The organism is Plantibacter sp., from assembly GCF_059073635.1.
In genome coordinates this window covers 214,976-241,157 of sequence record NZ_JCACOF010000012.1, presented here as the reverse complement: position 1 = coordinate 241,157, position 26,182 = coordinate 214,976, and the positions used below count along the sequence as shown (strand labels likewise).

Here is a 26,182-nt window from a genome sequence, read left to right as displayed (position 1 = left end):
ACGGTTCACTCCGGGTCGCTCGATACACTGAGGCCCATATGAACTGGGATGAGATCTGGCCTGACGTGACCGCCTTCCTCTGGACGGCGGGGTGGAAGATCATCGGCGTGGTGGTCGTGATCGGCCTGGCGTTCGCCGCCGCATGGGTGCTCCGATTCGTCATCCGACGCGTCGTCGGCCGCATCGTGAGTGGCGTCAAGAAGAGCGCCGACGTCACCGACACGCAATCGCTGCTCGCCTCGCCGCTCGCCGCCGTCCGACTCGTCCAACGCACGCGGACCCTCGGCACCGTGCTCAGCAACATCGTCAACGTCACCATCGTCATCGTCGCGGCCATCCTCGTCGTCAACGTCATCGACTCGAGCATCATCGGCTCGTTCGCCCTGCTGACGGCCGCGGTCGGTGCCGGTCTCGGTTTCGGCGCGCAGAACATCGTCAAGGACATCCTCAACGGCCTGTTCATGGTGGTCGAGGACCAACTGGGCGTGGGCGACGTGGTCGACCTCGGGCCCGCCACCGGCGTCGTCGAGACCGTCGGCATCCGGATCACCCAGGTACGCGACGTCAACGGCACGCTCTGGTTCGTCCGCAACGGCGAGATCCTGCGGGTCGGCAACATGTCACAGGGGTGGTCGCGGGTCATCATCGACCTGGCGATCCCGTACGACACCGACGTCGAGGCCGTCCAGGAGCGCATGCTCGACACGGCGAACGAACTCGCCCACGACCCCAAGTGGCGCTCCCGCATCCTCGAGAAGCCCGAACTGTGGGGTCTCGAGTCGATCTCGGGCGACGCACTCGTCATCCGCCTCGTCATCAAGACGCGCACGAGTGCCAAGGACGACGTGGCTCGCGAACTGCGGATGCGGTTGAAGCGGGCCGTCGACGAGATGGACGTCAAGCTGCCGTCGCTCAACAGCATCGTCCTCTCGGGCTTCGAGGGTGCCGCAAGCGTGACCGGTTCGCGTCCCCCGCGCACCCACCCGACCACGGTGGTCCCTCCACGGGCGCCGAAGACCAAGCGACCCCCGAGAGGGCAGCAGTGACCGACTCCCAGGCACCAGGCATGTCCTTCTACGAGCAGGTCGGCGGACACGCCACCTTCAAGGCCCTCGTGGACGAGTTCTACCGCGGCGTGGCCGGCGACCCCGTCCTGAAACCGATGTACCCCGAGGAGGACCTCGGTCCGGCGGCCGACCGGCTGATGCTCTTCCTCGAGCAGTACTGGGGTGGGCCGGGCACCTACAGCGCCGAACGCGGCCACCCGCGTCTCCGGCTCCGACACCAGCCCTTCCACGTGAACCCCGACGCTCGCGACCGCTGGCTGCTGCACATGCGCGCCGCCGTCGACAGCCTCGACCTCGCGCCGGTGCACGAGGCGACGCTCTGGGACTACCTCGAGCGGGCAGCCCACGCCATGGTCAACACCTTCGACGAGGATCCAGGGGCACCGCGCCGCAGTCTCCTCTGATTCCGGCCGCACGGTCGTAGGATCGGACGCACGTCCGTGCCGAAGGAGTCAGCAGATGCCAGCAGCCGTCCCTCCCAACCCGTCCGCCGATCGAACCGAGGCCGACGCGATCGTGATCGGCAGCGGGCTGGCCGGGCTCGTCGCCGCCGCAGAGCTCATCGACGCCGGCAAGCGGGTCATCCTGCTCGAACAGGAGCCGGAGTCGAACCTCGGTGGCCAGGCGCACTGGTCGTTCGGCGGCCTGTTCCTGGTCGACTCCCCCGAGCAGCGCCACCTCGGCGTCCGTGATTCGCTCGAGCTCGCGACCCAGGACTGGTTCGGCGCAGCAGCGTTCGACCGTCCCGAGGACCACTGGCCCAAGCGCTGGGCAGAGGCGTACCTCGATTTCGCCGCGGGCGAGAAGCGCGCTTGGCTCCACGAGCAGGGCGTGCGGTTCTTCCCGGTCGTCGGCTGGGCGGAACGGGGCGGTTACGGCGCCATCGGCCACGGCAACTCCGTTCCCCGCTTCCACATCACCTGGGGCACCGGACCCGGTGTCGTCGCGCCCTTCGTCCGACGGGTGAACGCCGGCGTCGAGGACGGCACGGTGTCGGCTCACTTCCGGCACCGTGTGGACGAGCTGCTCACCGAGGACGGCGCGGTCGTCGGCGTACGCGGCTCCGTGCTGGCCCCGTCGCATGCCGAGCGCGGGGCTCCGAGCTCGCGCGAGGTCGTCGGCGAGTTCTCGTGCAGGGCGCCCGCGGTGCTCGTCGCGAGCGGCGGCATCGGAGGGAACCACGACCTCGTCCGCGAGCAGTGGCCGGCCCGGCTCGGGACGCCGCCGACGACCATGCTCTCCGGGGTCCCCGCGCACGTCGACGGACGCATGCTGGCGATCAGTGAGCGTGCGGGCGGGCATCTCATCAACGGCGACCGGATGTGGCACTACGTCGAAGGCATCACCAACTGGGATCCGATCTGGCCGCAGCACGGCATCAGGATCCTGCCGGGGCCGTCCTCGCTCTGGTTCGACGCGACCGGGAAGCGGCTCCCGGTGCCGCTCTTCCCGGGCTTCGACACGCTCGGTACCCTCGCGCACCTGCGTGCCACCGGCCACGACCACAGCTGGTTCGTGCTGACCCAGCGGATCATCGAGAAGGAGTTCGCGCTGTCGGGGAGCGAGCAGAACCCCGACCTCACCGGGAAGGACCTCGGGCTGCTCGCGAAGCGCATCGGCCCGGGAGCGCCCGGGCCGGTCGAGGCGTTCAAGGAGCACGGCGCGGACTTCGTCGTCGCCGACACGCTCACCGAGCTGGTCGCCGGCATGCAGGAGCTGAGCCCGGAGACGCCCATCGACGCGGGGAACGTCATCGCCGAGGTGGAGGCTCGCGATCGCGAGATCGACAACCCGTTCACGAAGGACCTGCAGATCACCGCGCTCCGCGGTGCCCGCTCCTACCGGGGCGACAAACTCATCCGCGTCGCCGCACCGCACCGGCTCCTCGATCCGAAGGCCGGACCGCTCATCGCGGTGAAGCTGCATGTGCTGACCCGCAAGAGCCTCGGCGGGCTCGAGACCGACCTCGCGAGTCGGGTCCTCGGCCCGGACGGGAACCCGGTGCCCGGCCTCTACGCCGCCGGTGAGGCGGCTGGCTTCGGCGGTGGAGGGATCCACGGCTACCGCGCGCTCGAGGGGACCTTCCTCGGCGGGTGTCTGTTCAGCGGTCGGACCGCCGGCCGCGCGATGGCAGGCGCCTGAGGATCAGGACACGGCGCCCGCGAGCACATGCCCGCGTCGGGTGCTCAAGCGGACCCATCCGCCTGAGCGGAAGACGGCCGCGCGCTCCGGCTCGGCGATGAAGCCGAGGCCCACCGCGGCGAACGCGGCACCGGTCGGGAGTCCGTGGCCGTCGCCGAGGGGCCGTGACCACACCTGCGACCGCACCTTCTGGACGATCTGATCGCCCACCGCGGTGGGGAGCGTCTCGGCGATCTCCGAGGCCCCCGTCCTGGCGACGAGTTCCAGCTCGATGGTGTCCACGTCGCCCGCACGTTCCCAGCCGCCACGGGGCGGTGCCTGTCCGACCCACGGGGCCGTCCTCGTGGACGGCGGCAGCTCGAGCGGCACGGTCTCGCGGGCATTCGCGACCAGGTCCTCGGCAGCGACGCCGCCGAGCGTTCGGACGATGCGGTCGATGAGTTCACGCGGGGTCGCGAGGACGTCGGCCGTGGCGGGTTCGGCGAGGGCGAAGGTGCGCATCCCGATGATCGTCGGACTCCGGTCGAGCAGACCCTGCGGGTGCAGCACCGGGGCGGAGACCGCCAGGACGTCCCCGGCAGCCAGGAGTCGCACACCGGAGTCGTCGATCCGGGCGGCGCGTGCGAGGAAGGTGCGGAGGTCGGCGAGCGAGGTGGCGTCGAGGAGCTGCAAGGTGGTGGACATCTCCTCTCAATCTACGCCACCGCCGCGTGCGCTCCGGCACCGCGTCGCCAGGGCCTGGATAGACTCGGCGGGTCGGGTCGGGCATCGACGACCGAGCCTCGACCCCCGGATGAAAGGCGTGTTCGCGTGAAGGAACCGATCCACTCCCTGCTCACCGCACTCGACCTCAGTGCTCCCGGTGTCCGGACCGACGAGGACATCTTCACCGGTCCGTCCCAATGGATGCCACAGGGGCGGGTCTTCGGTGGTCAGGTGCTCGCCCAGTCCGTCGTCGCCGCGACCCGGACCGTCGACGCCGAGCGCATCATCCACTCGATGCACGGGTACTTCCTCCGACCGGGCGACGTCGACCTGCCGATCACCTTCGCGGTCGACCGCATCCACGACGGACGCTCCTTCGCCACCCGGCGCACCCAGGCGTACCAGAACGGAGTGCCGATCCTCTCGATGATCGCGTCCTTCCAGACCCAGGACGAGGGCCCGGAGCATCAGATCGAGCTGCCCGACGGGATCCCGGACCCGGAGACGCTCCCGTCGGCCGCCGAGCTCCTCAGCGGGATCGACCACCCGGCGGCCGAGGCGTGGGCGACGGGACGCCCCTTCGACCTCCGACACGTCGGCTCCCCCGTCTACCTCCGGGTGGAGGGCGAGCGGACCACCCGGCAAGCGGTGTGGTTCAAGACGATCGAGGACCTGCCCGACGACCCGGCGCTGCACCGTGCCGCGCTCGCCTACGCGAGTGACTACACGATCCTGGAGCCGGTGCTCCGTCGTCACGGCGTCCCGTGGGCCACCCCGGGCATCAAGATCGCCAGTCTCGACCACGCCATGTGGTGGCACCGACCCGCCCGCGTCGACGAGTGGCTGCTCTACCTGCAGGATTCCCCGAGCGCCACCGGCGGACGAGGTCTGTCCCTCGGGCGCATCTACGATCGGGCGGGTCGCCTCGTCGCGAGCGTCGCCCAGGAGGGCATGGTGCGGTTCCCGACGCCTCGGTGACCGGCGTCGCTCAGCGCCGCGAGAACTCGATCGGATCCTCGAGGAACGGCTCCCATGCGGCACGTTCGACGTCCGAGATCCGGCGCGGCTTGAGCGTCTTGGCGTCCACCATGACGACCGTCGTGGAGGCTCGGGCGTACAGCGTCTGCGATGCCCCGCCCAGCGGCGAGTAGACCTCGTACGCGACCTGCAGGCTGGCACCGCCGATCTTGCCCATCCAGAGCTGGACGTCGAGCGGATCGCGCTGGTACGGGATCGGGGCCAGGTACTCGATCTCCTGGTGCGCCACGAGCGTCAGCGTCTCGGCCTCGAGGCTCGCATCGATGACCGCGGTCGGCGGGACGTCCTCCGACGCCAGCGTCGGGATCCAGAAGACGCGGACGCGCGCCTCCTCCAGCAGCTTGAGCATCGAGGCGTTGTTGACGTGGTTGAAGGCGTCGAGGTCGCCCCACCGCAGTGGGATCGGCACGTGGAGTCTGGTCATTGCTGGGCCCTCCGTGGGTCGGGGACGTACGGGTCGTGAACGGACGACGGCCCACCGGCAGAAGCCGATGGGCCGTTCGCACGAGTCCTAGTCGCGCGTGAGCTTGCGGTAGGCGGAGCGGTGCGGCTTGGCCGCATCCGGTCCGAGGCGCTTGATCTTGTCCTCTTCGTAGGACTCGAAGTTGCCCTCGAACCAGTGCCAGTTCGACGGGTTCTCCTCGGTGCCCTCGTACGACAGGATGTGCGTCGCGATGCGGTCGAGGAACCACCGGTCGTGGGTGATGACCACAGCGCAACCCGGGAACTCGAGGAGCGCGTTCTCGAGGCTCGAGAGCGTCTCGACGTCGAGGTCGTTGGTCGGTTCGTCGAGCAGCAGGAGGTTACCGCCCTGCTTGAGCGTCAGCGCGAGGTTCAGTCGGTTGCGCTCACCACCGGAGAGGACGCCGGCCTTCTTCTGCTGGTCCGGGCCCTTGAACCCGAAGGTCGACACGTAGGCGCGGGACGGGATCTCCTGGTTGCCGACCTGGATGTAGTCGAGCCCTTCGGACACGACCTCCCAGAGCGTCTTGTTGGGGTCGATGCCCCCACGGGACTGGTCGACGTAGGAGAGCTTCACGGTCTCGCCGACCTTGAGCTCACCGGCGTCGAGCGGCTCGATGCCGACGATGGTCTTGAACAGCGTGGTCTTACCGACACCGTTCGGGCCGATGATGCCGACGATGCCGTTGCGCGGGAGGCTGAAGGAGAGGTCGTCGATGAGGACGCGTCCGTCGAAGCCCTTCTCGAGCTTCTTGGCCTCGAGGACCGTCGAGCCGAGTCGCGGACCGGCGGGGATCTGGATCTCCTCGAAGTCGAGCTTCCTGGTGCGCTCGGCCTCCGTCGCCATCTCCTCGTAGCGAGCGAGACGAGCCTTCGACTTCGCCTGGCGGCCCTTCGCGTTGCTGCGGACCCACTCGAGTTCGCTCGCGAGTCGCTTGGCGAGCTTCGCGTCCTTCTTGCCCTGGACGTTGAGACGCTCGCCCTTCTTCTCGAGGTAGGTCGAGTAGTTGCCCTCGTACGGGTACAGGCGACCGCGGTCGACCTCACAGATCCACTCTGCGACGTGGTCGAGGAAGTACCGGTCGTGGGTGACGGCGAGCACGGCGCCCGCGTACTGAGCGAGGTGCTGCTCGAGCCAGAGCACGCTCTCGGCGTCGAGGTGGTTGGTGGGCTCGTCGAGGAGCAGGAGGTCGGGCTTCTGCAGGAGGAGCTTGCAGAGCGCGACGCGACGCTTCTCACCACCGGAGAGGTGGGCGACCGTGGCGTCGGACGGCGGGCAGCGCAGGGCGTCCATCGCCTGCTCCAGCTGCGAGTCGAGGTCCCAAGCGTCGGCGGCGTCGATCGCCTCCTGCAGCACGCCCATCTCGGCGAGCAGGGCGTCGAAGTCGGCGTCGGGCTCGGCCATCGCGAGCGAGATCTCGTTGAAGCGGTCGATCTTGCCCTTGATCTCGCCGACGCCCTCCTGGACGTTCTCGAGCACCGTCTTGTCCTCGTCGAGTTCCGGCTCCTGCATGAGGATGCCGACGCTGAAGCCCGGCGTGAGCTTCGCCTCGCCGTTCGAGGGGGTGTCGATCCCCGCCATGATCTTCAGGATCGTGGACTTACCGGCACCGTTCGGGCCGACGACGCCGATCTTCGCTCCGGGCAGGAACGCCATCGTCACGTCGTCGAGGATGAGCTTGTCGCCGACCGCCTTGCGGGCGCGGACCATCGAGTAAATGTATTCAGCCATGTCGCCGTCCAGTCTACGGGCGGACCCTCCGTTTGCGCTGCACGACGACGCCCGCGATGACGGCCGCCGCCGCGATCGCGCAACTCGTCGTCACCTCGAGGAGCCGGGCGGGTCCGCCGAAGAACATCGACACCAGCAGCGCGACGAGCGCGACGACGACCACGACCGTGAGCCACGGGTGTCCCCACATGCGGATCCCGCCGACGCGGTCGCTGCTCTCCGACGCCGAGACCTGGTCGAACCGTCGGCTGCGCAGTTGAGCGACGGCGATCACGATCCACACGAAGATCGCGATCGCGCCGGTGGAGTTGACGAGGAACGTGAAGACCTCGTCCGGTGCGAGGTAGTTCAACAGGACGCACACGAGCCCGACGACGGCCGAGCACAGGATCGCGACCGCCGGCGTGCCGCGTCGCGTCGTCGCGCGGACCGCTCGCGGGGCCTCCCCGCGGCCGCCGAGTGAGAACAGCATGCGCGACGCCGTGTACAGCGAGGCGTTGAGCGTCGACAGCAGGGCCGTGAAGACGATGATGTCCATCGCCACCCCGGCACCGGGGATCCCGGCGGCGTGCAGCATGGTGACGAAGGGACTGATCCCCGGCGTGATCTCCGTCCACGGCACCACGATGAGGACGACCAGGATCGAACCGATGTAGAACAGCAGGATCCGCCAGACGACCGAGTTCACCGCTCGCCGGACGGCACCCTTCGGGTCCACCGATTCTCCTGCCGCGATCGTGGCGACCTCGGCACCGAACATCGAGAAGATGATCGGCAGCAGCGCCGCCAGGACGCCGCCGATACCGAACGGCAGGAAGCCCCCGTCGGTCGGAGCGAGGTTGGCGACGGTCGCCGTCTCGGTCGGGACGACGCCGACGATGATGAGCGATCCGAGCGCGATGAACAGGATCACGGCCGCGATCTTGATCGACGAGAACCAGAACTCGAACTCACCGAACGACTTCACCGAGACGAGGTTGGCGGCGAGGAACGCGACGGTGATCACGAGCGCCGGGATCCACTGCGGGAGACCGGGCACCCACTGGCTGACGATCTGCGCTGCGGCCGTCGCCTCGATGCCGACGACCACGACCCAGAACCACCAGTAGAGCCATCCGATCGCGAGACCGGCCCAGGGGCCGATGAAGCGCGAGGCGTAGGCGGAGAACGACCCGGTCTCGGGCGACGCGGAGGCCATCTCCCCCAGCATGCGCATGACGAGCACCACGACCACGCCGGCCAGGGCGTACGCGAGGATCACGCCGGGCCCCGCTGCGAGGATCGCCGTGCTCGACGCCACGAGGAGCCCGGCGCCGATCATGCCGCCGAGGGCGATCAGCGCCAGATGACGAGGCTTGAGTGTATGCGCCAACGCCGTCGGCGCCACGGCCAGACGTTCGTCGGCCAGGAAGACGGCCTCGGTGGCAGGTTCCCCGCCAGGTGATGGGTTGGCGGTCATGCGGGCCCTCGATTCCGGATCGAGCCACCTAGGAGGTGGCGATATCTGAAATGTCAGGTTATGGCATGCCCACGGCTTGCACCAGCCCGGGAGTGGTCGGCGGCGCTACCAGTCGATCGCGCGGGTGACCCCGATGAGGCATCGCCCGGTGTCGAGCTGCGACACCACCGACGAGTGATACCCCGTCGCCGGCCCGTTCTGCCCGAGGATGCACTGCCCTTGCCACCGGATGGCGAACTGGATCGAGTCGGCCGGCTCGCCGATGCTCGTCGTGTCCGAGGAGACCTCCATCTCCGCCTTCGGGAAGCCGGCGGCGACGAGACCGTCGATGATCGCCTGGCCGCCAGCGGCGGGGTTCGCGGCGAGCGTGGCGGCGTTCACGGCGTCGAAGAACGGCAGGTTGTCGGTGGCGGTGCCCTCGGGGAGCAGCACGGGCGCCGCCGGAGCCGTCTCAGTGGCGGTCGGCGTCTGGCTCGGCGTGGCCGTCGGCTCGGGAGCGGGCTGGGAGCAGCCGGTCACGACGATGCCGAGCAGGCCGAGCACCACGCCGACCCGGACGCCGGCGATCGACGTGCGGCGACGGATCGAGGTGACGGCTGAGACGGGGCGGTCGCGGAGGCTCTTCTGCACGTCGAGCAGTCTACGCGGCGCGTCAGAACGGCGTGTCCTGCGGCGGTGCCGACGCCCACTCCCCGGTTCCGGTTCCGGAACCGGTCGACTCGGATGCGGCGGGCGCCGGAGACACCCCCGCTCCGACCGGCGACTCACCGGACCCCTTCGGTTGCCAGCCGATGTCGGGCCCGATGTGATCGGCTTCGATGTCGACCGACGTCCCTCGTCGCTCACCCTGCTCCCAGTCGCGGATCCGCAACCGGCCGAGCACGATCACGCGTTGTCCTTTGACGAGCGATGTGGCGGAGGCGGTCGCCAATCCACGGAAGGCGCTCACCGTGTACCAGTTCGTCTCCTGCGCCACCCAGGAACCCTGCTTCTGGTCGTACCGACGTTGCTGCGACGCCAGGCGGAAACTGGTGATGTCCAGCCCGGACGTCGTGCGATGGTGCTTGGGGTCTGTCGCGACGTGTCCGCAGACGGTGATCTGGTCGTTCATGGGTTCCTCTCCTGTCGGTCCGACGATCCTGGCGGTGGATCGCGGAAGCGTCCGGGGCGGGTCCGTGCCGATCGCCACCCCGGACGCGCTGCCAGCCTCACCGATCCCGTGGGCCCCGTGTCGAGCCGGGCGGCCCTCGTCGATGTCCACAACCGCGCACCTCGCTGTGGAGGACCCTCGCTCCGCTCTGACCAGGGCCGATGTCGGTGGCCCCGCATACGCTGACGAGTACCAGCCGGCAGTCCCAGTCCGGCATCGCCCCACCAGCGCACGAGGAGTCCCATGCCCAACGCCCTGAGCATCCGTCCCGGCTACTGGCGCGTGACGACCCCCGACGGCCGCGTGCTCGGCAACATCGAGGCCGTCGGAGCGGACGGCGTTCCGGAGTACCGGGCCAACCGGTTCCGACCGGCGGTCCTCGGGTACGCCCCGCTGGGCAGCTTCAGCGATCTCGCGGTCGCCATCGACGCCTTCCGCAACTGAGCGACGACCCTCCCGCCGTTCCCGTCGAACCCGGTGCGTCGCCCGTGTTCACGCCCGAACGAGGGGTAGTCTGCGGCCCATGCAGTGGTGGAATGACTTCGTAGAGTGGGTGACCTCAGCTGAGGTCCGCCCCATGCTGTTCGCTGCGGCCCTCTTCATCGTGGCCGTCGTGGTGTCCTCCCTCGTCGCCGCCGGCGCAAGCCGTCGCGCGCTGCGAGCCATCGTGGACCAGCGCGATCGAGAGCAGAAGAACGTCGCGATCCTGGCGCTCGTCGACGCCGCCACCGAGGCCAGCGTCTGGAACTCGCTCACCCCGCAGGAGCAGGTGCTCAGCGATCGGGCCGTCGCCCAGGCCGACACCCTCGTGCGGCTCAGCCCGATCAAGGGTGCGGCCGTCGCTGCGGACTGGGCGAACCACCAGCTCCACGAGATGAAGCGCAACTCCGCGACGTTCGGGTACGAGTTGGACCCGGTGGTCGAGGACTTCCGCGACCGCCTCGTCGAGTGGTCGAAGAAGCCGGCACGGGCCCGCAAGGACTTCGACGGCGACCTCCGTCGCTGGCGCGCCGAGTCCACAGGATCGGAACAGGCGCTCGTCGCGGAGCAGGAGTCGTGGGTCGCCAAGCAGCACCACGAGCAGTACGCCGCGGTGAAGCCCGCGTCCACCGCCCCGGCATGCACGGCCCGGCGACATCACCCGCTCGACGGGCGGCACGATCAACACCAGCACGACGCAGCGCATCATCGACGACGTCGCGGTCCTGGAAGCCGAACGCAAGCAGTCCAGCGTCAGCTGACCACCGCGACTGACAGACGGCGGCCCGATCATCCGATCGGGCCGCCGTCTTCGTGTCAGGGGTGCGTGGTCAGCGCCACCAGGTGTCGAACTTGCTGACCGGGACCTGCCGCTTGTGCTCCGTCGCCGCGTACCGGGCCTCGATCGCTTCGGCGGCCACCGGATCGATCTCGCTCCCCTCGAGGAAGTCGTCGATCTGCTGGTAGCTGAGCCCGAGGTTCTCCTCATCGGTCTGGCCGGGGGTGCCGTCGAGGAGATCGGCGGTCGGGGCCTTCAGGTAGAGGCGTTCCGGAGCGTCGAGCGACTCGAGGAGCGCACGCCCCTGACGCTTCGTCAGGCCACTGAGCGGGAGCACGTCGGCCCCGCCGTCGCCGAACTTCGTGAAGAAGCCGGTGACCGCCTCGGCCGCGTGGTCCGTCCCGACCACCAGGAGCCCCTGCTGACCGGCGATCGCGTACTGCGCGACCATCCGTGCGCGCGCCTTCGCGTTGCCCTTGACGAAGTCGCTGAGGGGTTCGCCGGTCGCATCCGCGTACTCGGCTTCGAACCCGTCGACCGCACGTTGGATGTTGAACACGACGGAGTCGTCCGGGCGGATGAACGACAGCGCCAACTGGGCGTCGTCCTCGTCGTGCTGCACGGCGTACGGCAGACGGACGGCGACGAACCGGGCCTCGCCACCCTCGGCTCGGACCTCTTCCGCCGCGAGCTGGCACAGGCGCCCGGCGAGCGACGAGTCCTGTCCCCCGCTGATCCCGAGCACGAACCCCTTCGTGTGCGTCGCCCGCAGGTACGACTTCAGGAAGTCGATCCGGGAACGGACCTCGGCCGCCGGGTCGATCGTGGGGCTGACATGGAGTTCCGCAATGATGCGGGCCTGGATCTCGCGCATGTCCCCAGGCTACTCGCTCACCGGAGGCGCACCCGGAACTCCGAGGCACTTGCAACACACCGGAAACACGGCTCGGTGGGCGAGGCGGGTCTCAGGCCCAGCCGAGCTCGTGCAGCCGCTCGTCGTCGATGCCGTAGAAGTGCGCGATCTCGTGGACCAGGGTGGTGTGGATCTCGTCGGCGAGCTCGTCGAGTGTCTCGCACGCCGCCAGATGCGGCTCGCGGTAGACGATGATCCGGTCGGGCATCTCGCCGAAGCCGTAGCGGTCGCGCTCCGTCAGGGCGACGCCGTCGTACAGCCCGAGCGTGTCGAGCGTGCCGTTCTCAGGCCGGTCCTCGACGACGAAGACGAGGTTGTCGAGACCGTCGACCATCTCGTCGGGCAAGCGGTCGAGTTCGTCCACCACGAGGGCTTCGAACGCCTCGGTGTCCAGCTCCAACATGCCCGCTCCCCGGATACGACAGAAGCCGGAGGGATCCTCCGGCTTCTGTACGACATGGGGTGAGTAACGGGGCTTGAACCCGCGACCTCCTGGACCACAACCAGGCGCTCTGCCAACTGAGCTATACCCACCATGCGACCTGCTCCGCGGAGACCGCGTCACAAGCGACTGGACGAGTCTATTACATGTTTGGGGCGTACCGTGACACGACCGCTTCCGAAACCTGCTTCGCGTCGTCGGAGGACGGGCCGGGGAGGTCGACGAACAACGCTCCGCGGTAGTAGGCGAGCTCACGGATCGACTCGAGGATGTCCGCCAGCGCGCGGTGTCCGCCGTGCTTCGACGGGGCGTTGAAGTACACCCGCGGGTACCACCGACGGGCGAGTTCCTTGATGGAGGAGACGTCGACGTTGCGGTAGTGCAGGTGGGCGTCGAGCCGCGGCATGTACCGCGCGAGGAATCCTCGGTCGGTCCCGATGGTGTTCCCGGCCAGCGGTGCCTTCGACTCGTCGGGGACGAAGCGCTGGATGTACTCGATGACCTGGAACTCGGCGTCCGCGACGCTCACGCCGTTCGGGATCTCCTCGAGCAGCCCCGAGGTGCGGTGCATGTTCGTCACGAACTCACCCATGTTGTCGAGTGCCGACTGGTCGGGCTTGATCACGACGGAGTAACCCGGGTCGAGGATGTTCAGTTCGAAGTCGGTGATCACGACGGCGATCTCGACGAGTTCGTCGACCTCCAGCTCGAGTCCGGTCATCTCGCAGTCGATCCAGACCAGACGGTCCCCAGCTGTGCTCATGGGTCGAGTCTACTCAGCACGACCGACGCCGCCGGTTCCGTAGACTCGAGCGGTGATCATCGCCATCTCCGTCCTGCTGCTCGTCAACGGTGTCTACAACGTCGTCGTCTGGCCCCGCTTCCTCAAGCGGATCGTCGCCGACCCGCGTGCCCGCGACGATCAGGGACGTGCGACGACGTTCCTGCGCGTCCACGTCATCCTCATCAGCATCGCCCTCGTCCTCGCAGCCCTGTCGCTCGTCTTCGGAGTCCTCGGCCTCCTCGGCGTCGGCGCCTGAGACACCGCTGCGGTATCCTGGACGACGCCCGCCTCCGTAGCTCAGGGGATAGAGCAGGAGCCTTCTAATCTCTTGGTCGCAGGTTCGAATCCTGCCGGGGGCACCTCACACGACATCGCGGACCCTTCGTCATTCAAGCTCGAGGGACCGGAACCTCGAGTCCTGACCCCTCGACACGCTCAGGGACCGATGACCGGAAGCTGACCCTTCGACCAGCTCAGGGACCGAGAACCCGGACCTTGGGTCTCAGGAACGGAGCCAGGGGCTCCAGCGTTTCGCTTCGTCGCGCGCGAGGGCGTCGAGGACGAGGGATGAGACCTGGTCCGCGGCGCCGGTCGCCTCGATGCGGAGACCGGCGTCGAGGTCGGGCCGCTCCCGCTCGATGAAGGCGTCCTCCTGGAGGGTCCACTCGGCGAGCCAGTCGACGCCGTCACCGCGCCCGATGAGGCGGTCGGTGCGCTGGACCACCGGCGCGTCGAGCCACAGCACCGTGTCGGCGAGTATTCGCGACGCCCGCGACGACGACCCGCAACCCTCGACGATGAGTGGACGGTCACTCGGCACGAGGTGCGCCTCCGCACGGGCGGACCGTTCCCAGTCCCAGCGCCGCCACTCCCCCGCGCGCCGCTCGGAGAACGGTGTGAGGATCCACTCGACGAGGAGTCGAGCACCCTCGTCGAGCCCCTCCCACCCCGGATACAGGTCGTCCATGTGGACGACCGTGCTGGCCGTCAATGCGGACGCCACCGAGGAGGCGAGCGTCGTCTTCCCCGTGCCCGACCGTCCGTCGATGAGCAGGACCGGCGGAACCGCGCTCACTGGCCCACGACCCGGAACGTGCCGGCGAGGACCGCCGTGGACAGCGCGAAAGCCATGATCACGATCGTCACCAGGACGGCGACGAGGTCAGCCCGGCCCAGGCGGGACGGTCTGGCCCAGGTGCGTTCGTTCGGTGCCCCGAACCCCCGCGCCTCCATCGCCGTCGCGAGTTTGCTCCCGCGGCGGATGGCGAACACCAGCAGCACGAACGCCATGGACGCGAACCGCCGGACCACTCCCCGGTCCCCCAGCCCACGGGCACGACGGGCGAGCGCGAGACTGCGCCAGTCGTCGATGAAGAGTCCGAGCATCCGCGCGCCAGCAAGGATCCCGAGCACGAACCGCGACGGCAGCTTCGTGATCTGGGACAAGCCGTCGGCCAGATCGGTCGGATCCACCCGCGCGAAGAGCAGGATCGTCGGGAGACCGAGCGCCAACACGCGGATCGTCACGGCGACCGCCAGCTCGATCGAGTTGTCCGTCACCCTGACGAACCCGAGCGACAGGTACTCCGTCCCTCCCGGCTTCGCGTACAACAGCATGCTGATCCCGCCGATGGGCGCGAAGACGAGCACCGGCAGTGCCCGCTTCAGCAGCGCGGTGAACCGCAGGCCGGAGAGCGGGAACAGCATCACTTCGAGCAGCACCGCCGTGCTCGCACTCACCCAGTCGATCGTCAGCAGCAACGGGACGGACAGGATGAGGACGGCCAGCACCTTCGTCACCGGATTCACGCGGTCGAGTGGCGGTCGATGGTGCAACACCGTCGAGCGGTCCGCTGCCGTGAGGCTCGTCATGCGGCCCGCCTCCCGAGTTCCAGCGGTTCGAGGAGGATGCGATGGTCGCCCAGATGTTCGACGACCCCCGCGTCATGCGTGACGGAGACGATCGTCGCGCCGCGCTCGAGCTCGTGCTGCAGCAGGCGGACGAGTGACAACCACGTGCGTCGATCCTGCCCGAACGTCGGTTCGTCGAGGACCATGACCGCCGGCCGGGCGGCGAGGACGGTGGCCACCGACAACCGGCGCTTCTGACCGCCCGAGAGGCTGAACGGGTTCGCCTCGGCAAGACGACCGAGACCGAGCGCCTCGAGGATCTCGGAGACCCGCTCGTCGATGGCGGTCCGGGACCAGCGGAGGGCCTGCAGGCCGACACCGAGCTCGTTCCGCACGGTCGATGAGACGAACTGGTGCTCGGGATCCTGGAAGACCGTCCCGATGCGTGTGAGCAACTCGGTGGACTTCCAGCGGATCGGCCGGGATCCCAGCCTGCCGGCGAGCTGCGGAGCGGCGGTCACCGTCCCCGTGATCTCCGGCAGCAGTCCCGCCAGCGTGAGCGCGAGCGTGGACTTCCCCGCGCCGTTGGGGCCGACGATGACGGTCGCCGCGCCCTCGGGCACCGCGAGCCCCAGGTGCTCCTGCACCGGCTGCTTCCGCGTTCGACCGATCGCCAGGTCGTCGGTCGTGATGACCGCCGCTGATGGGCCGGACACCGGACGAGGGGCCAACCCCAGCGGGATGCCCGGCACCCAGACACCCGCATCGGCCAGGCGCTGCCCGACGTCGTCGAGGACGAGGTCGGGTGGCCCGTCGGCGAGGACACCGCCGTCGGCGTCGAGCACGACGACCCTGGTCATCAGCTCGCGCCAGACGTCGACGCGGTGTTCGATGACGACCAGGGTGGACGAACCGTCATCGACCAGCCGAGCGACGGCGTCCCGCACCTCGGCCACCCCGGCCGGGTCGAGGTTCGCGGTCGGTTCGTCGAGCAGGAGGAGCGAGGGGTGCATGGCGAGTACGCCGGCGAGGGCCAGCCGCTGTTTCTGACCGCCGGACAGCGCCGAGGTCGAGTGGTCCAGCGGCAGGTCCAGTCCGACGGCCTCCAGCGAGGCGTCGACGCGGCGCCAGATCTCCTCGCGCTCGACGCCGAGGTTCTCGCAGCCGAAGGCGACGTCGTCGCCGACCTTGGACAGGATCACCTGCGAGTCGGGATCCTGCAGCACGAGCCCGATGCGACCCCTCGCTCGTTCAGGCGGAACGCCGTCCACGAGGAGCGAGCCGTGGGACTCCCCCTCGTCCGCACCGCCGAGGACGCCGGCCAGTGCGTGGATCAGCGTCGACTTGCCGGCACCGGACGCCCCCAGGAGGAGGACCCGCTCGCCCGGTTCGATCACGAGGTCGAGGTCGCGCACCGCCCAGGCCTTCCGACCGGCATGACGCCACCCCCAGTCCCGCGCGACGACGCGCGCCGGACCGGTCGCAGCCGCTCCCGGCACGATCAGACCTCGCGCCGAGCGTCCCGCCCCGACGCGAACCGACTGAGCGCTCCGGTCGACGCGAGTGCCCTGACGAGTGCCCAGCCGACGACACCGGCGAGGATCGCGCCCGAGACGAGCAGCGAACCGAGGTAGATCGCGTTGAACTCGACACCCTTCTCGAGGTTGCCCGACATCACGAGCTCGAGGAGCCACGCGCCGGCCCCGGCGCCGGCACCGGCGAGGATCGCCGGAACGAGGCCGAAGCGCTTGTACGCGAGCGCCGCGAACACCAGCTCGGCACCGAGGCCCTGAGCGAGGCCGGAGTACACCGTCGTGACGCCCCATGCGTTGCCGATGAGGGCGGAGACGATCGCACCGATGGTCTCGACGAGGAGTGCTGCGCCGGGCTTCCGGATGATGAGTCCGCCGAGCACCCCGCCGAGGAGCCAGATCCCGACGGCGATCCCGCCGAAACCGGGCGTGACGGCGCTGGCACCCGCGTACCAGAGTGATCCGAGCGTGTTCCACGCCCAGAAGATGAGGCCGGTCGCGACGCCGAGCACGGCGACCACGACGATGTCGACGACCCTCCAGCGCAAGGTCCGCGACGCAGCGCGTTCAGAGGGTGAGATCTTGGTCGATGCTGACACGATACGTGCCCTTCCTGTAGACGGAAAAGAGCACGGGATAGCGAGAAATGGTCTCCCTGCGCTGGCATGATCCAGATCAGGTTCGACGGTCGAAGGCGAATACCTTCCTCTCAGCCCGGTTCACCGGACTCCCGTGGTGGCACGAGTCTAACCCCTGCCGTGCGCAGTCGCACGACAGGGGTTCGACGGGGAGGGCTACTTCTTGAGGGCCTTGATGAGGCCGGCCAGCGCCTTGCCGCTCACCCAGATGAACGGGATCGCGACGGCGATGAGCGAGATGAGGTTCGGGTCGAAACGGAGACCCTCGTCGGTCTTGATGTAGGCACCGACCGGGATCGAGACGCCACCGCCGCCACCGCCGCTCGGGGCGTCGTCGCCGTCGCCCTCGGAGCCGCCGCCGAAGCCGTAGTACGTCAGCGCGACGGGCACGAGCTTCGTGCCGTCGACGTCCTGCTGCTCCCCGTAGGCTGCGGACACGCCGAGCCCCTTCGCCTGTTCTGCCAGCTTCTCCACGAGATTCGTCATACCGCGAGGCTACCGCTCGGTATCCACCGGTCCAAGGGGTTGATCCGTGCTCCCAGCACCCTGCGAGTCTCCGCGACTGCCGAGTCCGCGACGCCTCGGCTTGCCGAGGAGGGAGGCGGGAGCGATCGCGAGATCGCCGAACCGGCTCGCGACCCGGTCGATCGTCTGCTCGGCTTCACGCCACTCCTCGTCCGGGTCCCAGAGCCCGGCACCGGCCTCATCGGCGGGGACGAGCTGGTCGACCTTCACCCCGACGAGGCGCACGAGACGCCCACCGCGATCGAGGTCGTCGAACAACGACGCCGCCTCGTCGTAGACCCGACGCCCGACGTTCGTGGCCTCGCCGATGGTGCGCGACCGGGTGATGACGCTGAAGTCCGCATAGCGGACACGGATGCTGATCGTCCGGCCGGCGTAGCCGCCCTTCCGGAGCCGGATCGCGACGAGACCGGCGAGGTTCAGCAGCTCGCGCTTGAGGATGGTCGGGTCGGAGACGTCCGTCGGGAAGGTCACCTCGTGGCTGACGCTCTTCTCGCGTCGTGCCAGCTCGATGCCGCGCGGATCGATCCCGTTCGCGAGCTCGAGGAGTCGGCGACCGGAGGCCTCACCGACCGCGCGCTGGAGCATCGACAGCGGGGTGGAGGCGAGCTGACCGATGGTCCGGATGCCCCGGTTCGTCAGCTGCTCCTCCGTCCGACCACCGACGCCCCACAGCGCGCCGACCGGCAACGGGTGGAGGAACGCCAGGGTCTCGTCGGCGGGCACGACCAGCAGGCCGTCGGGCTTCGACAGGCCGGAGGCGAGCTTCGCGACGTACTTCGTCGATGCCAGGCCGACCGAGCACGGCAGACCGGTCGCGTCGAGGACCCGTTGCTTCACGAGCGCGGCGATCGTCCGTGGGCTCCCGAGCAACCGGACCGCGCCGGACACGTCGAGGAAGGCCTCGTCGATGCTCAGCGGCTCGACGAGCGGCGTGACCGACTCGAAGACCTCCATCACCCGGTCGGAGTACTCGCGGTACCTGCCGTGGTGGGGTGGCAACACGACGGCGCTCGGACAGAGGCGCATCGCCTGGGACACCGGCATCGCCGCGCGCACGCCGTACCGGCGAGCCTCGTAACTGGCGGAGGTGACGACCGACCGCCCCTCCTTGTTGCCCACGATGATCGGCAGACCGCGCAGCTCGGGCCGTTCCAAGAGCTCGACCGAGACGAAGAACGCGTCCATGTCGACGTGGAGGATGGGGGTACCGCTGTCGTCGGCATCGTGCGCCGAGACGCGACGAGACGCTCCATCCTGCCGACTCATGCCTCCATTGTCGCAGTCGCCTCCGACACGCTCTCCACAAGGGCCGAGGCGGGAGGGCCCGGCGACGCTAGGCTGTCCGGCGATGAGCACGCGAACGCGGACCGGGTCGGCCCCGGCGGTCCCAGACCTCTCCGGGCGGGACCTCGCCCTCGACCTCGTGCGCGTCGCGTGCGTCGTGACGGTCGTCATCGTCCACCTCCTGATGGTCGCGGTGGCCGTCGAGCCGGACGGCACGATCGGCATCTCCCGAGCGCTCGAGCAGCAGCCGTGGTTCGACACGGGTACCTGGTTCGGCCAGATCATGCCGCTGTTCTTCATCGTTGGCGGCTTCGCGACGATCACCGGCTGGCGCAGCACCGTCCGACGTGGTGGCGGGACCAGCGACTTCCTCCGGTCCCGGGTCTTCCGACTCGCCCTGCCGACGATCCCGGTCCTGCTCTTCCTCGCCGCGGGGCTGTGGCTCGCCGGGGCGCTCGGTGTCGACCCCGCCATCATCGAGGCCGTCGCCGCAGGCGTCGGCTCCCCGCTCTGGTTCCTGGCCGCCTACCTGCTGTGCCAGGCGGTCGCCCCGTTCCTCGCCACCTGCCACGACCGCCACCCCGTCCTGACCTGTGCGGCACTGCTGGCCGGCGTGATCCTCGTCGACGTCGTCCGTTACTCGACCGGTCTCCTGGGCATCGGTCTCGTCAACCTGGTGTTCGTCTGGCCGCTGCTGCAGCAGTTCGGGTTCTTCCTGGCCGACGGACGTCTCCGCTCCGTTCCGCGCCTCGTCCTCGTGGCCGTGGTGCTCGTCTCCTACGGTGCGCTCGTGCCGATCACGACCTGGCTGCCGTACTCGACCAGCATGCTCGGCAACCTCAACCCACCGACCCTCCCCCTCGTCGTCCTCGGCGTCGGGCAGCTCGCCCTGCTCGCCCTGGTGCACCCGCTGCTCACCGCCGATCATGCGGACCCGCGCCGCGCGAGCGGTCGTCTTCCTCATCGGGTCCCGGCTGATGACGGTGTACCTCTGGCATCTCCCCCTGATCATCGCGGTCGCCGGTCTCCAGCTCGCCCTCGGCATCCCCTTCGCGGAACCGCTGAGCGCGGCATGGTGGTGGACCCGACCGGTCGTACTGCTCGTCGTCGCGGTCCTGCTCGCGGGCGTCGGCACACTCCTCGGCCGCGTCGAGCACCCCCGCAAGCTGCGCCTCGACCCGGAGCGCAAGCCTGCACACGTCGCCGTGTGGATCGCGCTCGCGAGCGCCTTCATCATGCCCTTCGCGGAGATCTCCCACCCGCTCACCGCCGCGATGGCGGCTGCCGGCGCTGTCGGCTCGATCATCGCGGTCGTGCTCCTGAACCCGACCCGTCGGCCGGTCGAGCGCGTCGCGAGCGGATCAGACCAGGCCGTGGACCAGCGGCCGTAGCCATTCGCGGAAGGCCTCCCGGTCGTCCCGGAGCGACTCACTGACCACGATCGTGTCGGGCGCGACCACCCAGGCCCCCGGTCGGCAGATCGGGAGCACCTCGAGGTCCAACCGGAACGAGCTGGATTGCCGGCGCAACTCGAACTGGCGCTCGCGGATGAGTTCGTAGACGTCGGTGAGGCGGCTCGGCGATCGGCCTGCGAGCGCGCGCTCGTACTCCCGGATGCGAGCCGCCGCCCACCGGTGCGCCTCGTCGTACGCCCGGTAGGCGAGCTCCTGCAGGTCGAGGGCTCGATCGAACACCTCGAAGTGTGGTGGACGGACCTCGGCCATGAAGAGGCGCGTGTCGCGACGGGCGATCCCGGTCCACCAGCCGTCGAACTGGACCGCGAGCGCGTCGAGGTCGAGGCCGGCGACGTCGACCCGCTCCAGCCCCGGCGTGACCGCGGGAAGCTGCGCGACGCATCGCTCGCCGAGCCCTGCCATGTCGCGGAACGCGAGCGCCAGCATGAGGGCCATCGGAGCGTCTTCCGTGACCTGCCACCGCATGGTGCCTTCGACCAGCATGGCGGAAGTGTATGCCGGGCCAGCAGTCGGCACCAGGGCTTCCCCTGGCCGACGACATCGGGCCCGAGCCGCCGTCATCGACGGTGGCGCGGGCCCGATGGTGCAGCAGTGACCGCTACTGCGAGGCGCGCTCCAGGACGAGTTCGCGCACACGCGCCGCATCGGCCTGTCCGCGCATCGCCTTCATCACGGCGCCGATGACCGCGCCGGCGGCCTGGACCTTGCCGTCGCGGATCTTGGCGAGGACGTCCGGCTGAGCGGCCAGTGCCTCGTCGATGGCGGCGATCAGCGGACCGTCGTCGGACACGAGTGCGAGACCGCGAGCGTCGATGACCTCCTGAGGAGTGCCCTCCCCGTCGATGACGCCCTCGAGCACCTGGCGTGCGAGCTTGTCGTTGAGCGTTCCGGCCTCGACGAGCGCCGCGAGTGCCGCGACGTGCTCGGGTGACACGAGGCTCGTCGCCTCGACATCGCGCTGGTTCGCGATCCGCGAGATCTCGCCCGTCCACCACTTCCGTGCGGCGGCCGGAGCGGCGCCGGCCTCGACGGTGGCCGTGATCTCGTTCAGCAGACCACCGTTCACGACGTCCTGGAACTCCAGGTCGGTGAAGCCCCACTCGCTCTTCAGCCGACGACGACGGACGGCCGGCTGCTCGGGCAGGGCCGCTCGGAGTTCCTCGATGAGTTCGGGCGACGGCACGACCGGGAGCAGATCGGGCTCCGGGAAGTACCGGTAGTCGTCGGCGTCGCTCTTCGGCCGGCCGGCGGACGTCGCACCGGTGTCCTCGTGCCAGTGCCGCGTCTCCTGGACGATGGATCCGCCGTCCTTGAGGATCGCCGCCTGCCGCTGGATCTCGTAGCGGACGGCGCGCTCGACGGAACGCAGGGAGTTGACGTTCTTCGTCTCGGTTCGCGTGCCGAGCTTCTCCTGGCCGCGCGGGCGCAGCGAGATGTTGGCGTCGCAGCGGAGGTTCCCGCGCTCCATCTTCGCGTCGGAGATGCCGAGCGCCACGACGATGTCGCGGATCGCGGAGACGTAGGCCTTCGCGATCTCGGGTGCCCGGTGCTCGGTGCCGTAGATCGGCTTGGTGACGATCTCGACGAGCGGCACACCCGCGCGGTTGTAGTCGACGAGCGAGTACTCGGCACCCTGGATACGGCCGGTGGAACCGCCGATGTGCGTGAGCTTGCCGGCGTCCTCCTCCATGTGCGCGCGCTCGATCGGCACCGTCACGATGGTGCCGTCCGCCAGCTCGACGTCGACCGAGCCCTCGAAGGCGATCGGCTCGTCGAACTGCGAGATCTGGTAGTTCTTCGCGAGGTCGGGGTAGAAGTAGTTCTTCCGCGCGAAACGGCTCGAGGGTGCGATCGAGCAGCCGAGGGCGAGCCCGAGGCTGATCGAGTACCGCACCGCCTGCTCGTTCACGACCGGGAGCGACCCGGGCAGACCGAGGCAGACCGGCGAGATGTTCGTGTTCGGAGCGTCGCCGAAGCCGTTCGGCGCCGAGGAGAACATCTTCGTCTTGGTGTTCAGCTCGACGTGCACCTCGAAGCCGAGCACCGGCTCGTACAGTTCGAGGGCTTCTTCGTAGGAGAGGAGCTTGTCCTTGGCCATGGGTTACCGACCTCCGAGAGCGGGTGCCTGCGAGATGAGGGTGTGCCCCCACGTCGATTCGAGAAGCGCCTCGAGAGCGGCGCCGACCCGGTAGAGCCTGGCGTCCTCCCGTGCTGGCGCCATGAACTGGATGCCGACGGGCAGACCGTCTTCCGGGGCGAGCCCGATCGGCACGCTGATGCCGGGCACGCCGGCGAGGTTCGCCGGGATGGTGGTGACGTCGTTCAGGTACATCGCCAGTGGGTCGTCGATACGCTCGCCCAGCTTGAACGCCGTCGTCGGGGCGCTCGGGCTCACGAGGACGTCGACCTGGTCGAACGCCGCCGCGAAGTCGCGCTGGATGAGCGTCCGGACCTTCTGGGCGCTGCCGTAGTAGGCGTCGTAGTAGCCCGCGCTGAGCGCGTACGTGCCGAGGATGATCCGTCGCTTCACCTCGGGACCGAAACCGGCCTCGCGCGTCGCGGACATGACCTGCTCGACCGTGCCGCCACCCTCGGGCGTGACCCGCATGCCGAAGCGCACCGAGTCGAACTTCGCGAGGTTGCTCGACGCTTCGGCGGGGAGGATGAGGTAGTAGGCGGCGACGGCGTACTCGAAGTTCGGAGCGGAGACCTCGACGATCTCGGCACCGTTCGCCTCGAGTACCGCGAGCGCCTCCTGGAAGCGGCTCTTCACGCCGGCCTGGAAGCCCTCACCGTTGAGCTCGGTGACGACGCCGACCCGGAGGCCGCGCAGCACGTCGCCGCGCGCGCCCTCGCGGGCCGCAGCGGCCATCGACGGCCAGGCGTCGCGGAGCGAGGTGGAGTCGAGGGCGTCGTGCCCGGCGATGACGTCGTGGAGGAGGCCCGAGTCGAGGACCGTGCGGCTGACCGGCCCGACCTGGTCGAGCGAGGAGGCGAGCGCGATCGCCCCGTAGCGGCTGACCGCGCCGTAGGTCGGCTTCACGCCGACCGTGCCGGTCACGTGCGCCGGCTGGCGGATGGACCCGCCGGTGTCGCTGCCGAGGGCGATGGGCGCCTCGAACGCGGCGACCGCGGCAGCGGAGCCACCGCCGGAACCGCCGGGGATGCGGTCGAGGTCCCACGGGTTGTGGGTCGGGCCGTACGCGGAGTGCTCCGTGCTCGAGCCCATGGCGAACTCGTCCATGTTCGTCTTGCCGAGCGGCACGAGACCGGCGGCACGCGACCGGGCGACGACGGTCGCGTCGAACGGTGACAGGTACCCCTCGAGGATCTTGCTCCCCGAGGTGGACGGCATGTCCGTCGTGACCAGCACGTCCTTGATGGCGAGCGGGACGCCCGCCAGCTCGCCGAGGTCCTCGCCCGCGGCACGGCGTGCGTCGATGTCGGCGGCGACGTCGAGTGCGTGGTCCGACACGTGGAGGAAGGCGTGGACGTCGCCGTCGACCTGCGCGATGCGGTCGAGGTGCGCCTGGGTGGCTTCGACGCTGGAGACCTCGCCAGCGCGGAGCTTGCTCGACAGCTCGGCTGCCGTGAGACCGATCAACCCGCTCACTGCTCCTCCCCCAGGATCGCCGAGACCTTGAAGCGACCGTCGGCCGATTCCGGCGCGTTCTGCAGCGCCTGCTCCCGCGTGAGCGTGTTGCCGACGACGTCGTCGCGGTACACGTTCTCGAGCGGGATCGGGTGGCTCGTCGCCGGGACGTCAGGCGTGGCCACCTGCTGCACCTTCTGGATGTTGTCCACGATGGAGTCGAGCTCCGTCGTGAGGTGGGCGATCTCGTCCTGGCTCAGGGCGATTCGAGCGAGGTTCGCGAGATGCGCGACCTGCTCGGTAGTGATTTCCGACATGCGTCTCCCGTACGTGTAGCGGTGGCGGTCGCTCCAGTCTATTCGCCAGGGACGTGGTCGTCCGTCGGGCTCCGCCCCTACAGTGGGACGGTGACCCAGAACGACTCGAGCAGCCGTCCCCGTCCCCCGCACGAGCGTCCCTGGCTCGCGAGCTACGCCGCCGACGTGCCGGACGACATCCCCGAGCAGACCGGCAGCCTCGGCGATCTCGTCGAAGCCTCCGCCGCGAGCTACCCGGACGCCGTCGCGCTGGAGTTCTTCGGGTCGACCACCACCTACACGGAGCTCGAGGCGCTCATCGCCCGTGCCGCCGCCGGCCTGCGCGCACTCGGTGTCCGGGCGGGAGACCCCGTCGCCCTCATGCTCCCGAACTGCCCGCAGCACATCGTCGCGTTCTACGCGGTCCTCAGGCTGGGCGCCGTCGTCATCGAGCACAACCCGCTCTACACCCCCCAAGAGCTCCGCCACCAGTTCGAGGACCACCGCGCGACGTTCGCGATCGTCTGGGACAAGGTCGCCGAGCACCTGCAGGACTTCCCGGCCGACCTGGCGGTGCACTCGCTCGTGACGATCGACGTGACCCGGGCGATGCCGCTCCACATGCGCGCCGCTCTCCGTCTGCCCATCCCGAAGGCGAGAGCCTCACGGGCTCAGCTCACCGCGCCGGTCTCGGGCACCGTGCGGTGGGAGCAGCTCCTGACCTCGGGGCCGCTGCCGGCGAGCCACCCGAAGCCCGCGACCGACGCCCTCGCACTCATCCAGTACACGAGCGGGACGACGGGCTCGCCCAAGGGTGCCGCACTCACCCACGGCAACCTGCTCGCGAACGCGGCGCAGTCCCGCGCCTGGGTGCCCACGGTCAAGCGTGGGGAGGCCGTCGTCTACGCGGTGCTCCCGATGTTCCACGCCTACGGCCTGACGCTCTGCCTGACGTTCGCCATGAGCATGGGCTCGCGCCTCGTCCTCTTCCCGAAGTTCGACCCGGCGCTCGTCCTCAAGGTCATGAAGAAGCGACCGCCGACCTTCCTGCCCGCCGTCCCGCCCATCGCCGACCGACTCCTGACCGCGGCGACCGAGCAGGGCGTGTCGCTGCAGGGCACCGAGATCGCCATCTCGGGCGCGATGCCGCTGCCGCACGACCTCGTCGTCCCGTTCGAAGCCGCGTCCGGCGGCTTCCTCGTCGAGGGCTACGGGCTCTCCGAGTGCTCCCCGGTCATCTCCGCGAACCCGGTCTCGACCGCACGGAAGCCCGGGACCATCGGCCTCCCGCTGCCGAGCACCGAGGTGCGCGTCGTGGATCCCGACGACCCGGAGACCGACCGTCCGGCCGGCGAGGCGGGCGAGTTGCTCGTCCGCGGCCCGCAGGTCTTCAACGGCTACTACAACAAGCCCGAGGAGACCGCCGCCGTCCTGCTCCCAGGCGGTTGGTTCCGCACCGGTGACATCGTGTCCATCGACGAGGAGGGGTTCATGACCGTCGTCGACCGGATCAAGGAGCTCATCATCACCGGCGGGTTCAACGTGTCGCCGAGCGAGGTCGAGCAGGTGCTCCGCGGGCACGCGTCGGTCGCTGACGCCGCCGTCGTCGGGCTCCCCGATCCCCACTCCGGCGAGCAGGTCGTCGCGGCCGTCGTCGCGGCTCCCGGTGCCACCGTGGATCCGGATGCCCTCCGAGCCTGGGCGCGGGAGATCCTCACCCCGTACAAGGTGCCGAAGCGGGTCGTCGTCGTCGACGAACTCCCCAAGTCGCTCATCGGCAAGGTGCTGCGGCGCCAGGTCCGCGACGAGCTGCTGCAGGCCGACCAGGACTGAG

Annotated in this window: 28 protein-coding genes, 2 tRNA genes, 1 pseudogene and 1 riboswitch; of the genes and pseudogenes, 11 read left to right on the top strand and 20 right to left on the bottom strand. The window is 69.4% G+C overall.

Annotation, left to right across the window (positions count from 1 at the left end; translation table 11 throughout):
• Positions 1-38 precede the first annotated feature (38 nt).
• Genes AC5JOC_RS18460 through AC5JOC_RS18450 form a run of 3 tightly spaced genes read left to right on the top strand, consistent with a single transcriptional unit; the run spans position 39 to position 3,209 of the window.
• Positions 39-1,046 (top strand): mechanosensitive ion channel family protein, encoded by a 1,008-nt coding sequence (locus AC5JOC_RS18460; protein ID WP_079705699.1) that lies wholly within the window; start codon positions 39-41, stop codon positions 1,044-1,046.
• Positions 1,047-1,066: 20 nt separating this feature from the next.
• Positions 1,067-1,471: a globin gene (locus AC5JOC_RS18455; RefSeq protein ID WP_079705698.1), complete on the top strand. Its 405-nt coding sequence runs from the start codon at positions 1,067-1,069 to the stop codon at positions 1,469-1,471.
• Between the two features lie 55 nt (positions 1,472-1,526).
• Positions 1,527-3,209: an FAD-binding dehydrogenase gene (locus AC5JOC_RS18450; RefSeq protein WP_494246968.1), complete on the top strand. Its 1,683-nt coding sequence runs from the start codon at positions 1,527-1,529 to the stop codon at positions 3,207-3,209.
• Between the two features lie 3 nt (positions 3,210-3,212).
• Here the strand turns inward: AC5JOC_RS18450 and AC5JOC_RS18445 are convergent, their stop codons facing one another.
• Complete coding sequence (locus tag AC5JOC_RS18445) at positions 3,213-3,893, bottom strand: DUF8185 domain-containing protein (RefSeq protein WP_494246967.1); 681 nt, start codon at positions 3,891-3,893, stop codon at positions 3,213-3,215.
• A gap of 126 nt (positions 3,894-4,019) precedes the next feature.
• Between AC5JOC_RS18445 and AC5JOC_RS18440 the strand changes: the two genes are divergently transcribed.
• On the top strand, positions 4,020-4,892 hold the full coding sequence (locus tag AC5JOC_RS18440) for an acyl-CoA thioesterase (protein ID WP_234993952.1): 873 nt from the start codon (positions 4,020-4,022) through the stop codon (positions 4,890-4,892).
• A 10-nt stretch (positions 4,893-4,902) separates the two neighbouring features.
• Here AC5JOC_RS18440 and AC5JOC_RS18435 read toward each other — a convergent pair whose 3' ends face one another.
• The 5 genes from AC5JOC_RS18435 to AC5JOC_RS18415 form a co-directional block, all read right to left on the bottom strand.
• Positions 4,903-5,376: an acyl-CoA thioesterase gene (locus tag AC5JOC_RS18435; RefSeq protein ID WP_064295138.1), complete on the bottom strand. Its 474-nt coding sequence runs from the start codon at positions 5,374-5,376 to the stop codon at positions 4,903-4,905.
• Between the two features lie 87 nt (positions 5,377-5,463).
• Positions 5,464-7,146: an energy-dependent translational throttle protein EttA gene (gene ettA, locus AC5JOC_RS18430; RefSeq protein WP_085510665.1), complete on the bottom strand. Its 1,683-nt coding sequence runs from the start codon at positions 7,144-7,146 to the stop codon at positions 5,464-5,466.
• Between the two features lie 13 nt (positions 7,147-7,159).
• A complete protein-coding gene (locus AC5JOC_RS18425; RefSeq protein ID WP_494246966.1) occupies positions 7,160-8,605 on the bottom strand; it encodes an amino acid permease in 1,446 nt (481 codons plus the stop codon).
• Between the two features lie 105 nt (positions 8,606-8,710).
• Positions 8,711-9,235, bottom strand: a complete 525-nt coding sequence (locus tag AC5JOC_RS18420; RefSeq protein WP_244175458.1) for a DUF6993 domain-containing protein — start codon at positions 9,233-9,235, stop codon at positions 8,711-8,713.
• A 22-nt stretch (positions 9,236-9,257) separates the two neighbouring features.
• Complete coding sequence (locus tag AC5JOC_RS18415; protein WP_124769166.1) at positions 9,258-9,716, bottom strand: single-stranded DNA-binding protein; 459 nt, start codon at positions 9,714-9,716, stop codon at positions 9,258-9,260.
• 282 nt (positions 9,717-9,998) lie between these two features.
• On the opposite strand from AC5JOC_RS18415, the gene AC5JOC_RS18410 reads away from it, so the two are divergent.
• Entirely contained in the window at positions 9,999-10,199 is a 201-nt protein-coding gene (locus tag AC5JOC_RS18410) for a hypothetical protein (RefSeq protein ID WP_064295136.1), read from the top strand.
• Positions 10,200-10,308: 109 nt separating this feature from the next.
• Positions 10,309-11,094 carry a hypothetical protein gene (locus AC5JOC_RS18405; RefSeq protein WP_494246965.1) on the top strand — a complete coding sequence of 262 codons (786 nt, stop codon included), beginning with the start codon at positions 10,309-10,311 and terminating at the stop codon, positions 11,092-11,094.
• Here the strand turns inward: AC5JOC_RS18405 and nadE are convergent.
• The 4 genes from nadE to orn all read right to left on the bottom strand — a co-directional run bounded on the left by nadE (position 11,066) and on the right by orn (position 13,131).
• Positions 11,066-11,887, bottom strand: coding sequence for an NAD(+) synthase (nadE, locus tag AC5JOC_RS18400; protein WP_085510661.1), 822 nt, complete (start codon positions 11,885-11,887; stop codon positions 11,066-11,068). The two genes, AC5JOC_RS18405 and nadE, sit on opposite strands and share 29 nt — an antisense overlap.
• Before the next feature lie 91 nt (positions 11,888-11,978).
• Positions 11,979-12,329 carry a metallopeptidase family protein gene (locus tag AC5JOC_RS18395; RefSeq protein WP_079705689.1) on the bottom strand — a complete coding sequence of 117 codons (351 nt, stop codon included), beginning with the start codon at positions 12,327-12,329 and terminating at the stop codon, positions 11,979-11,981.
• 55 nt (positions 12,330-12,384) lie between these two features.
• A tRNA-His gene (locus tag AC5JOC_RS18390) sits at positions 12,385-12,460 on the bottom strand.
• A gap of 50 nt (positions 12,461-12,510) precedes the next feature.
• Entirely contained in the window at positions 12,511-13,131 is a 621-nt protein-coding gene (orn, locus tag AC5JOC_RS18385; protein WP_064295132.1) for an oligoribonuclease, read from the bottom strand.
• A gap of 52 nt (positions 13,132-13,183) precedes the next feature.
• On the opposite strand from orn, the gene AC5JOC_RS18380 reads away from it, so the two are divergent.
• The gene (locus AC5JOC_RS18380; protein ID WP_064295131.1) at positions 13,184-13,408 is read left to right on the top strand and encodes an SCO4848 family membrane protein; all 225 of its coding nucleotides are present in this window, start codon (positions 13,184-13,186) and stop codon (positions 13,406-13,408) included.
• 30 nt (positions 13,409-13,438) lie between these two features.
• Positions 13,439-13,511: transfer RNA gene (locus AC5JOC_RS18375), tRNA-Arg, on the top strand.
• A gap of 143 nt (positions 13,512-13,654) precedes the next feature.
• Here AC5JOC_RS18375 and AC5JOC_RS18370 read toward each other — a convergent pair.
• The 6 genes from AC5JOC_RS18370 to dinB form a co-directional block, all read right to left on the bottom strand.
• Complete coding sequence (locus AC5JOC_RS18370) at positions 13,655-14,227, bottom strand: nucleoside/nucleotide kinase family protein (protein ID WP_494246964.1); 573 nt, start codon at positions 14,225-14,227, stop codon at positions 13,655-13,657.
• Positions 14,224-15,024 (bottom strand): energy-coupling factor transporter transmembrane component T family protein, encoded by an 801-nt coding sequence (locus AC5JOC_RS18365; protein ID WP_124769159.1) that lies wholly within the window; start codon positions 15,022-15,024, stop codon positions 14,224-14,226. Before AC5JOC_RS18365 ends, AC5JOC_RS18370 begins: the two co-directional genes overlap by 4 nt.
• Complete coding sequence (locus AC5JOC_RS18360) at positions 15,021-16,418, bottom strand: ABC transporter ATP-binding protein (RefSeq protein WP_229938569.1); 1,398 nt, start codon at positions 16,416-16,418, stop codon at positions 15,021-15,023. The genes AC5JOC_RS18365 and AC5JOC_RS18360 overlap by 4 nt, the downstream gene beginning before the upstream one ends.
• Before the next feature lie 86 nt (positions 16,419-16,504).
• The gene (locus AC5JOC_RS18355; protein WP_086473536.1) at positions 16,505-17,134 is read right to left on the bottom strand and encodes an ECF transporter S component; all 630 of its coding nucleotides are present in this window, start codon (positions 17,132-17,134) and stop codon (positions 16,505-16,507) included.
• A 36-nt stretch (positions 17,135-17,170) separates the two neighbouring features.
• Positions 17,171-17,279: riboswitch (TPP riboswitch) on the bottom strand.
• A 50-nt stretch (positions 17,280-17,329) separates the two neighbouring features.
• On the bottom strand, positions 17,330-17,659 hold the full coding sequence (locus AC5JOC_RS18350; RefSeq protein ID WP_079705686.1) for a hypothetical protein: 330 nt from the start codon (positions 17,657-17,659) through the stop codon (positions 17,330-17,332).
• A 9-nt stretch (positions 17,660-17,668) separates the two neighbouring features.
• Complete coding sequence (gene dinB, locus AC5JOC_RS18345) at positions 17,669-18,967, bottom strand: DNA polymerase IV (RefSeq protein WP_079705685.1); 1,299 nt, start codon at positions 18,965-18,967, stop codon at positions 17,669-17,671.
• On the opposite strand from dinB, the pseudogene AC5JOC_RS18340 reads away from it, so the two are divergent.
• Together AC5JOC_RS18340 and AC5JOC_RS18335 are read left to right on the top strand one after the other, a co-directional pair.
• Positions 18,885-19,835 (top strand): annotated as a pseudogene (locus AC5JOC_RS18340) (acyltransferase family protein); the annotation flags it as partial. The gene dinB and the pseudogene AC5JOC_RS18340 sit on opposite strands and share 83 nt — an antisense overlap.
• Before the next feature lie 127 nt (positions 19,836-19,962).
• Complete coding sequence (locus tag AC5JOC_RS18335) at positions 19,963-20,376, top strand: hypothetical protein (protein ID WP_494246994.1); 414 nt, start codon at positions 19,963-19,965, stop codon at positions 20,374-20,376.
• Here the strand turns inward: AC5JOC_RS18335 and AC5JOC_RS18330 are convergent.
• From AC5JOC_RS18330 to gatC, 4 genes are all read right to left on the bottom strand, one after another.
• Complete coding sequence (locus AC5JOC_RS18330) at positions 20,347-20,943, bottom strand: hypothetical protein (protein WP_411558219.1); 597 nt, start codon at positions 20,941-20,943, stop codon at positions 20,347-20,349. The genes AC5JOC_RS18335 and AC5JOC_RS18330 overlap by 30 nt on opposite strands.
• Positions 20,944-21,058: 115 nt before the next feature.
• Positions 21,059-22,558 carry an Asp-tRNA(Asn)/Glu-tRNA(Gln) amidotransferase subunit GatB gene (gene gatB / locus AC5JOC_RS18325; protein WP_079705682.1) on the bottom strand — a complete coding sequence of 500 codons (1,500 nt, stop codon included), beginning with the start codon at positions 22,556-22,558 and terminating at the stop codon, positions 21,059-21,061.
• 3 nt (positions 22,559-22,561) lie between these two features.
• The gene (gene gatA / locus AC5JOC_RS18320) at positions 22,562-24,073 is read right to left on the bottom strand and encodes an Asp-tRNA(Asn)/Glu-tRNA(Gln) amidotransferase subunit GatA (RefSeq protein ID WP_064295121.1); all 1,512 of its coding nucleotides are present in this window, start codon (positions 24,071-24,073) and stop codon (positions 22,562-22,564) included.
• Positions 24,070-24,369 carry an Asp-tRNA(Asn)/Glu-tRNA(Gln) amidotransferase subunit GatC gene (gatC, locus tag AC5JOC_RS18315; protein ID WP_064295120.1) on the bottom strand — a complete coding sequence of 100 codons (300 nt, stop codon included), beginning with the start codon at positions 24,367-24,369 and terminating at the stop codon, positions 24,070-24,072. Before gatC ends, gatA begins: the two co-directional genes overlap by 4 nt.
• Before the next feature lie 90 nt (positions 24,370-24,459).
• Between gatC and AC5JOC_RS18310 the strand changes: the two genes are divergently transcribed.
• Positions 24,460-26,181 (top strand): long-chain-fatty-acid--CoA ligase, encoded by a 1,722-nt coding sequence (locus AC5JOC_RS18310; protein WP_411558218.1) that lies wholly within the window; start codon positions 24,460-24,462, stop codon positions 26,179-26,181.
• Position 26,182: the final 1 nt, after the last annotated feature.

What these genes read in the sequence shown, in the direction of transcription:
- AC5JOC_RS18460 (WP_079705699.1), top strand. Translation starts at nt 39, where the DNA reads ATGAACTGGGATGAGATCTGGCCTGACGTGACCGCCTTCCTCTGGACG.
- AC5JOC_RS18455 (WP_079705698.1), top strand. Translation starts at nt 1,067, where the DNA reads ATGTCCTTCTACGAGCAGGTCGGCGGACACGCCACCTTCAAGGCCCTC.
- AC5JOC_RS18450 (WP_494246968.1), top strand. Translation starts at nt 1,527, where the DNA reads ATGCCAGCAGCCGTCCCTCCCAACCCGTCCGCCGATCGAACCGAGGCC.
- AC5JOC_RS18445 (WP_494246967.1), bottom strand. Translation starts at nt 3,893, where the DNA reads ATGTCCACCACCTTGCAGCTCCTCGACGCCACCTCGCTCGCCGACCTC.
- AC5JOC_RS18435 (WP_064295138.1), bottom strand. Translation starts at nt 5,376, where the DNA reads ATGACCAGACTCCACGTGCCGATCCCACTGCGGTGGGGCGACCTCGAC.
- ettA (WP_085510665.1), bottom strand. Translation starts at nt 7,146, where the DNA reads ATGGCTGAATACATTTACTCGATGGTCCGCGCCCGCAAGGCGGTCGGC.
- AC5JOC_RS18425 (WP_494246966.1), bottom strand. Translation starts at nt 8,605, where the DNA reads ATGACCGCCAACCCATCACCTGGCGGGGAACCTGCCACCGAGGCCGTC.
- AC5JOC_RS18415 (WP_124769166.1), bottom strand. Translation starts at nt 9,716, where the DNA reads ATGAACGACCAGATCACCGTCTGCGGACACGTCGCGACAGACCCCAAG.
- AC5JOC_RS18410 (WP_064295136.1), top strand. Translation starts at nt 9,999, where the DNA reads ATGCCCAACGCCCTGAGCATCCGTCCCGGCTACTGGCGCGTGACGACC.
- nadE (WP_085510661.1), bottom strand. Translation starts at nt 11,887, where the DNA reads ATGCGCGAGATCCAGGCCCGCATCATTGCGGAACTCCATGTCAGCCCC.
- AC5JOC_RS18395 (WP_079705689.1), bottom strand. Translation starts at nt 12,329, where the DNA reads ATGTTGGAGCTGGACACCGAGGCGTTCGAAGCCCTCGTGGTGGACGAA.
- orn (WP_064295132.1), bottom strand. Translation starts at nt 13,131, where the DNA reads ATGAGCACAGCTGGGGACCGTCTGGTCTGGATCGACTGCGAGATGACC.
- AC5JOC_RS18365 (WP_124769159.1), bottom strand. Translation starts at nt 15,024, where the DNA reads ATGACGAGCCTCACGGCAGCGGACCGCTCGACGGTGTTGCACCATCGA.
- AC5JOC_RS18350 (WP_079705686.1), bottom strand. Translation starts at nt 17,659, where the DNA reads ATGACGAATCTCGTGGAGAAGCTGGCAGAACAGGCGAAGGGGCTCGGC.
- dinB (WP_079705685.1), bottom strand. Translation starts at nt 18,967, where the DNA reads ATGAGTCGGCAGGATGGAGCGTCTCGTCGCGTCTCGGCGCACGATGCC.
- AC5JOC_RS18335 (WP_494246994.1), top strand. Translation starts at nt 19,963, where the DNA reads ATGACGGTGTACCTCTGGCATCTCCCCCTGATCATCGCGGTCGCCGGT.
- AC5JOC_RS18330 (WP_411558219.1), bottom strand. Translation starts at nt 20,943, where the DNA reads ATGCTGGTCGAAGGCACCATGCGGTGGCAGGTCACGGAAGACGCTCCG.
- gatB (WP_079705682.1), bottom strand. Translation starts at nt 22,558, where the DNA reads ATGGCCAAGGACAAGCTCCTCTCCTACGAAGAAGCCCTCGAACTGTAC.
- gatC (WP_064295120.1), bottom strand. Translation starts at nt 24,369, where the DNA reads ATGTCGGAAATCACTACCGAGCAGGTCGCGCATCTCGCGAACCTCGCT.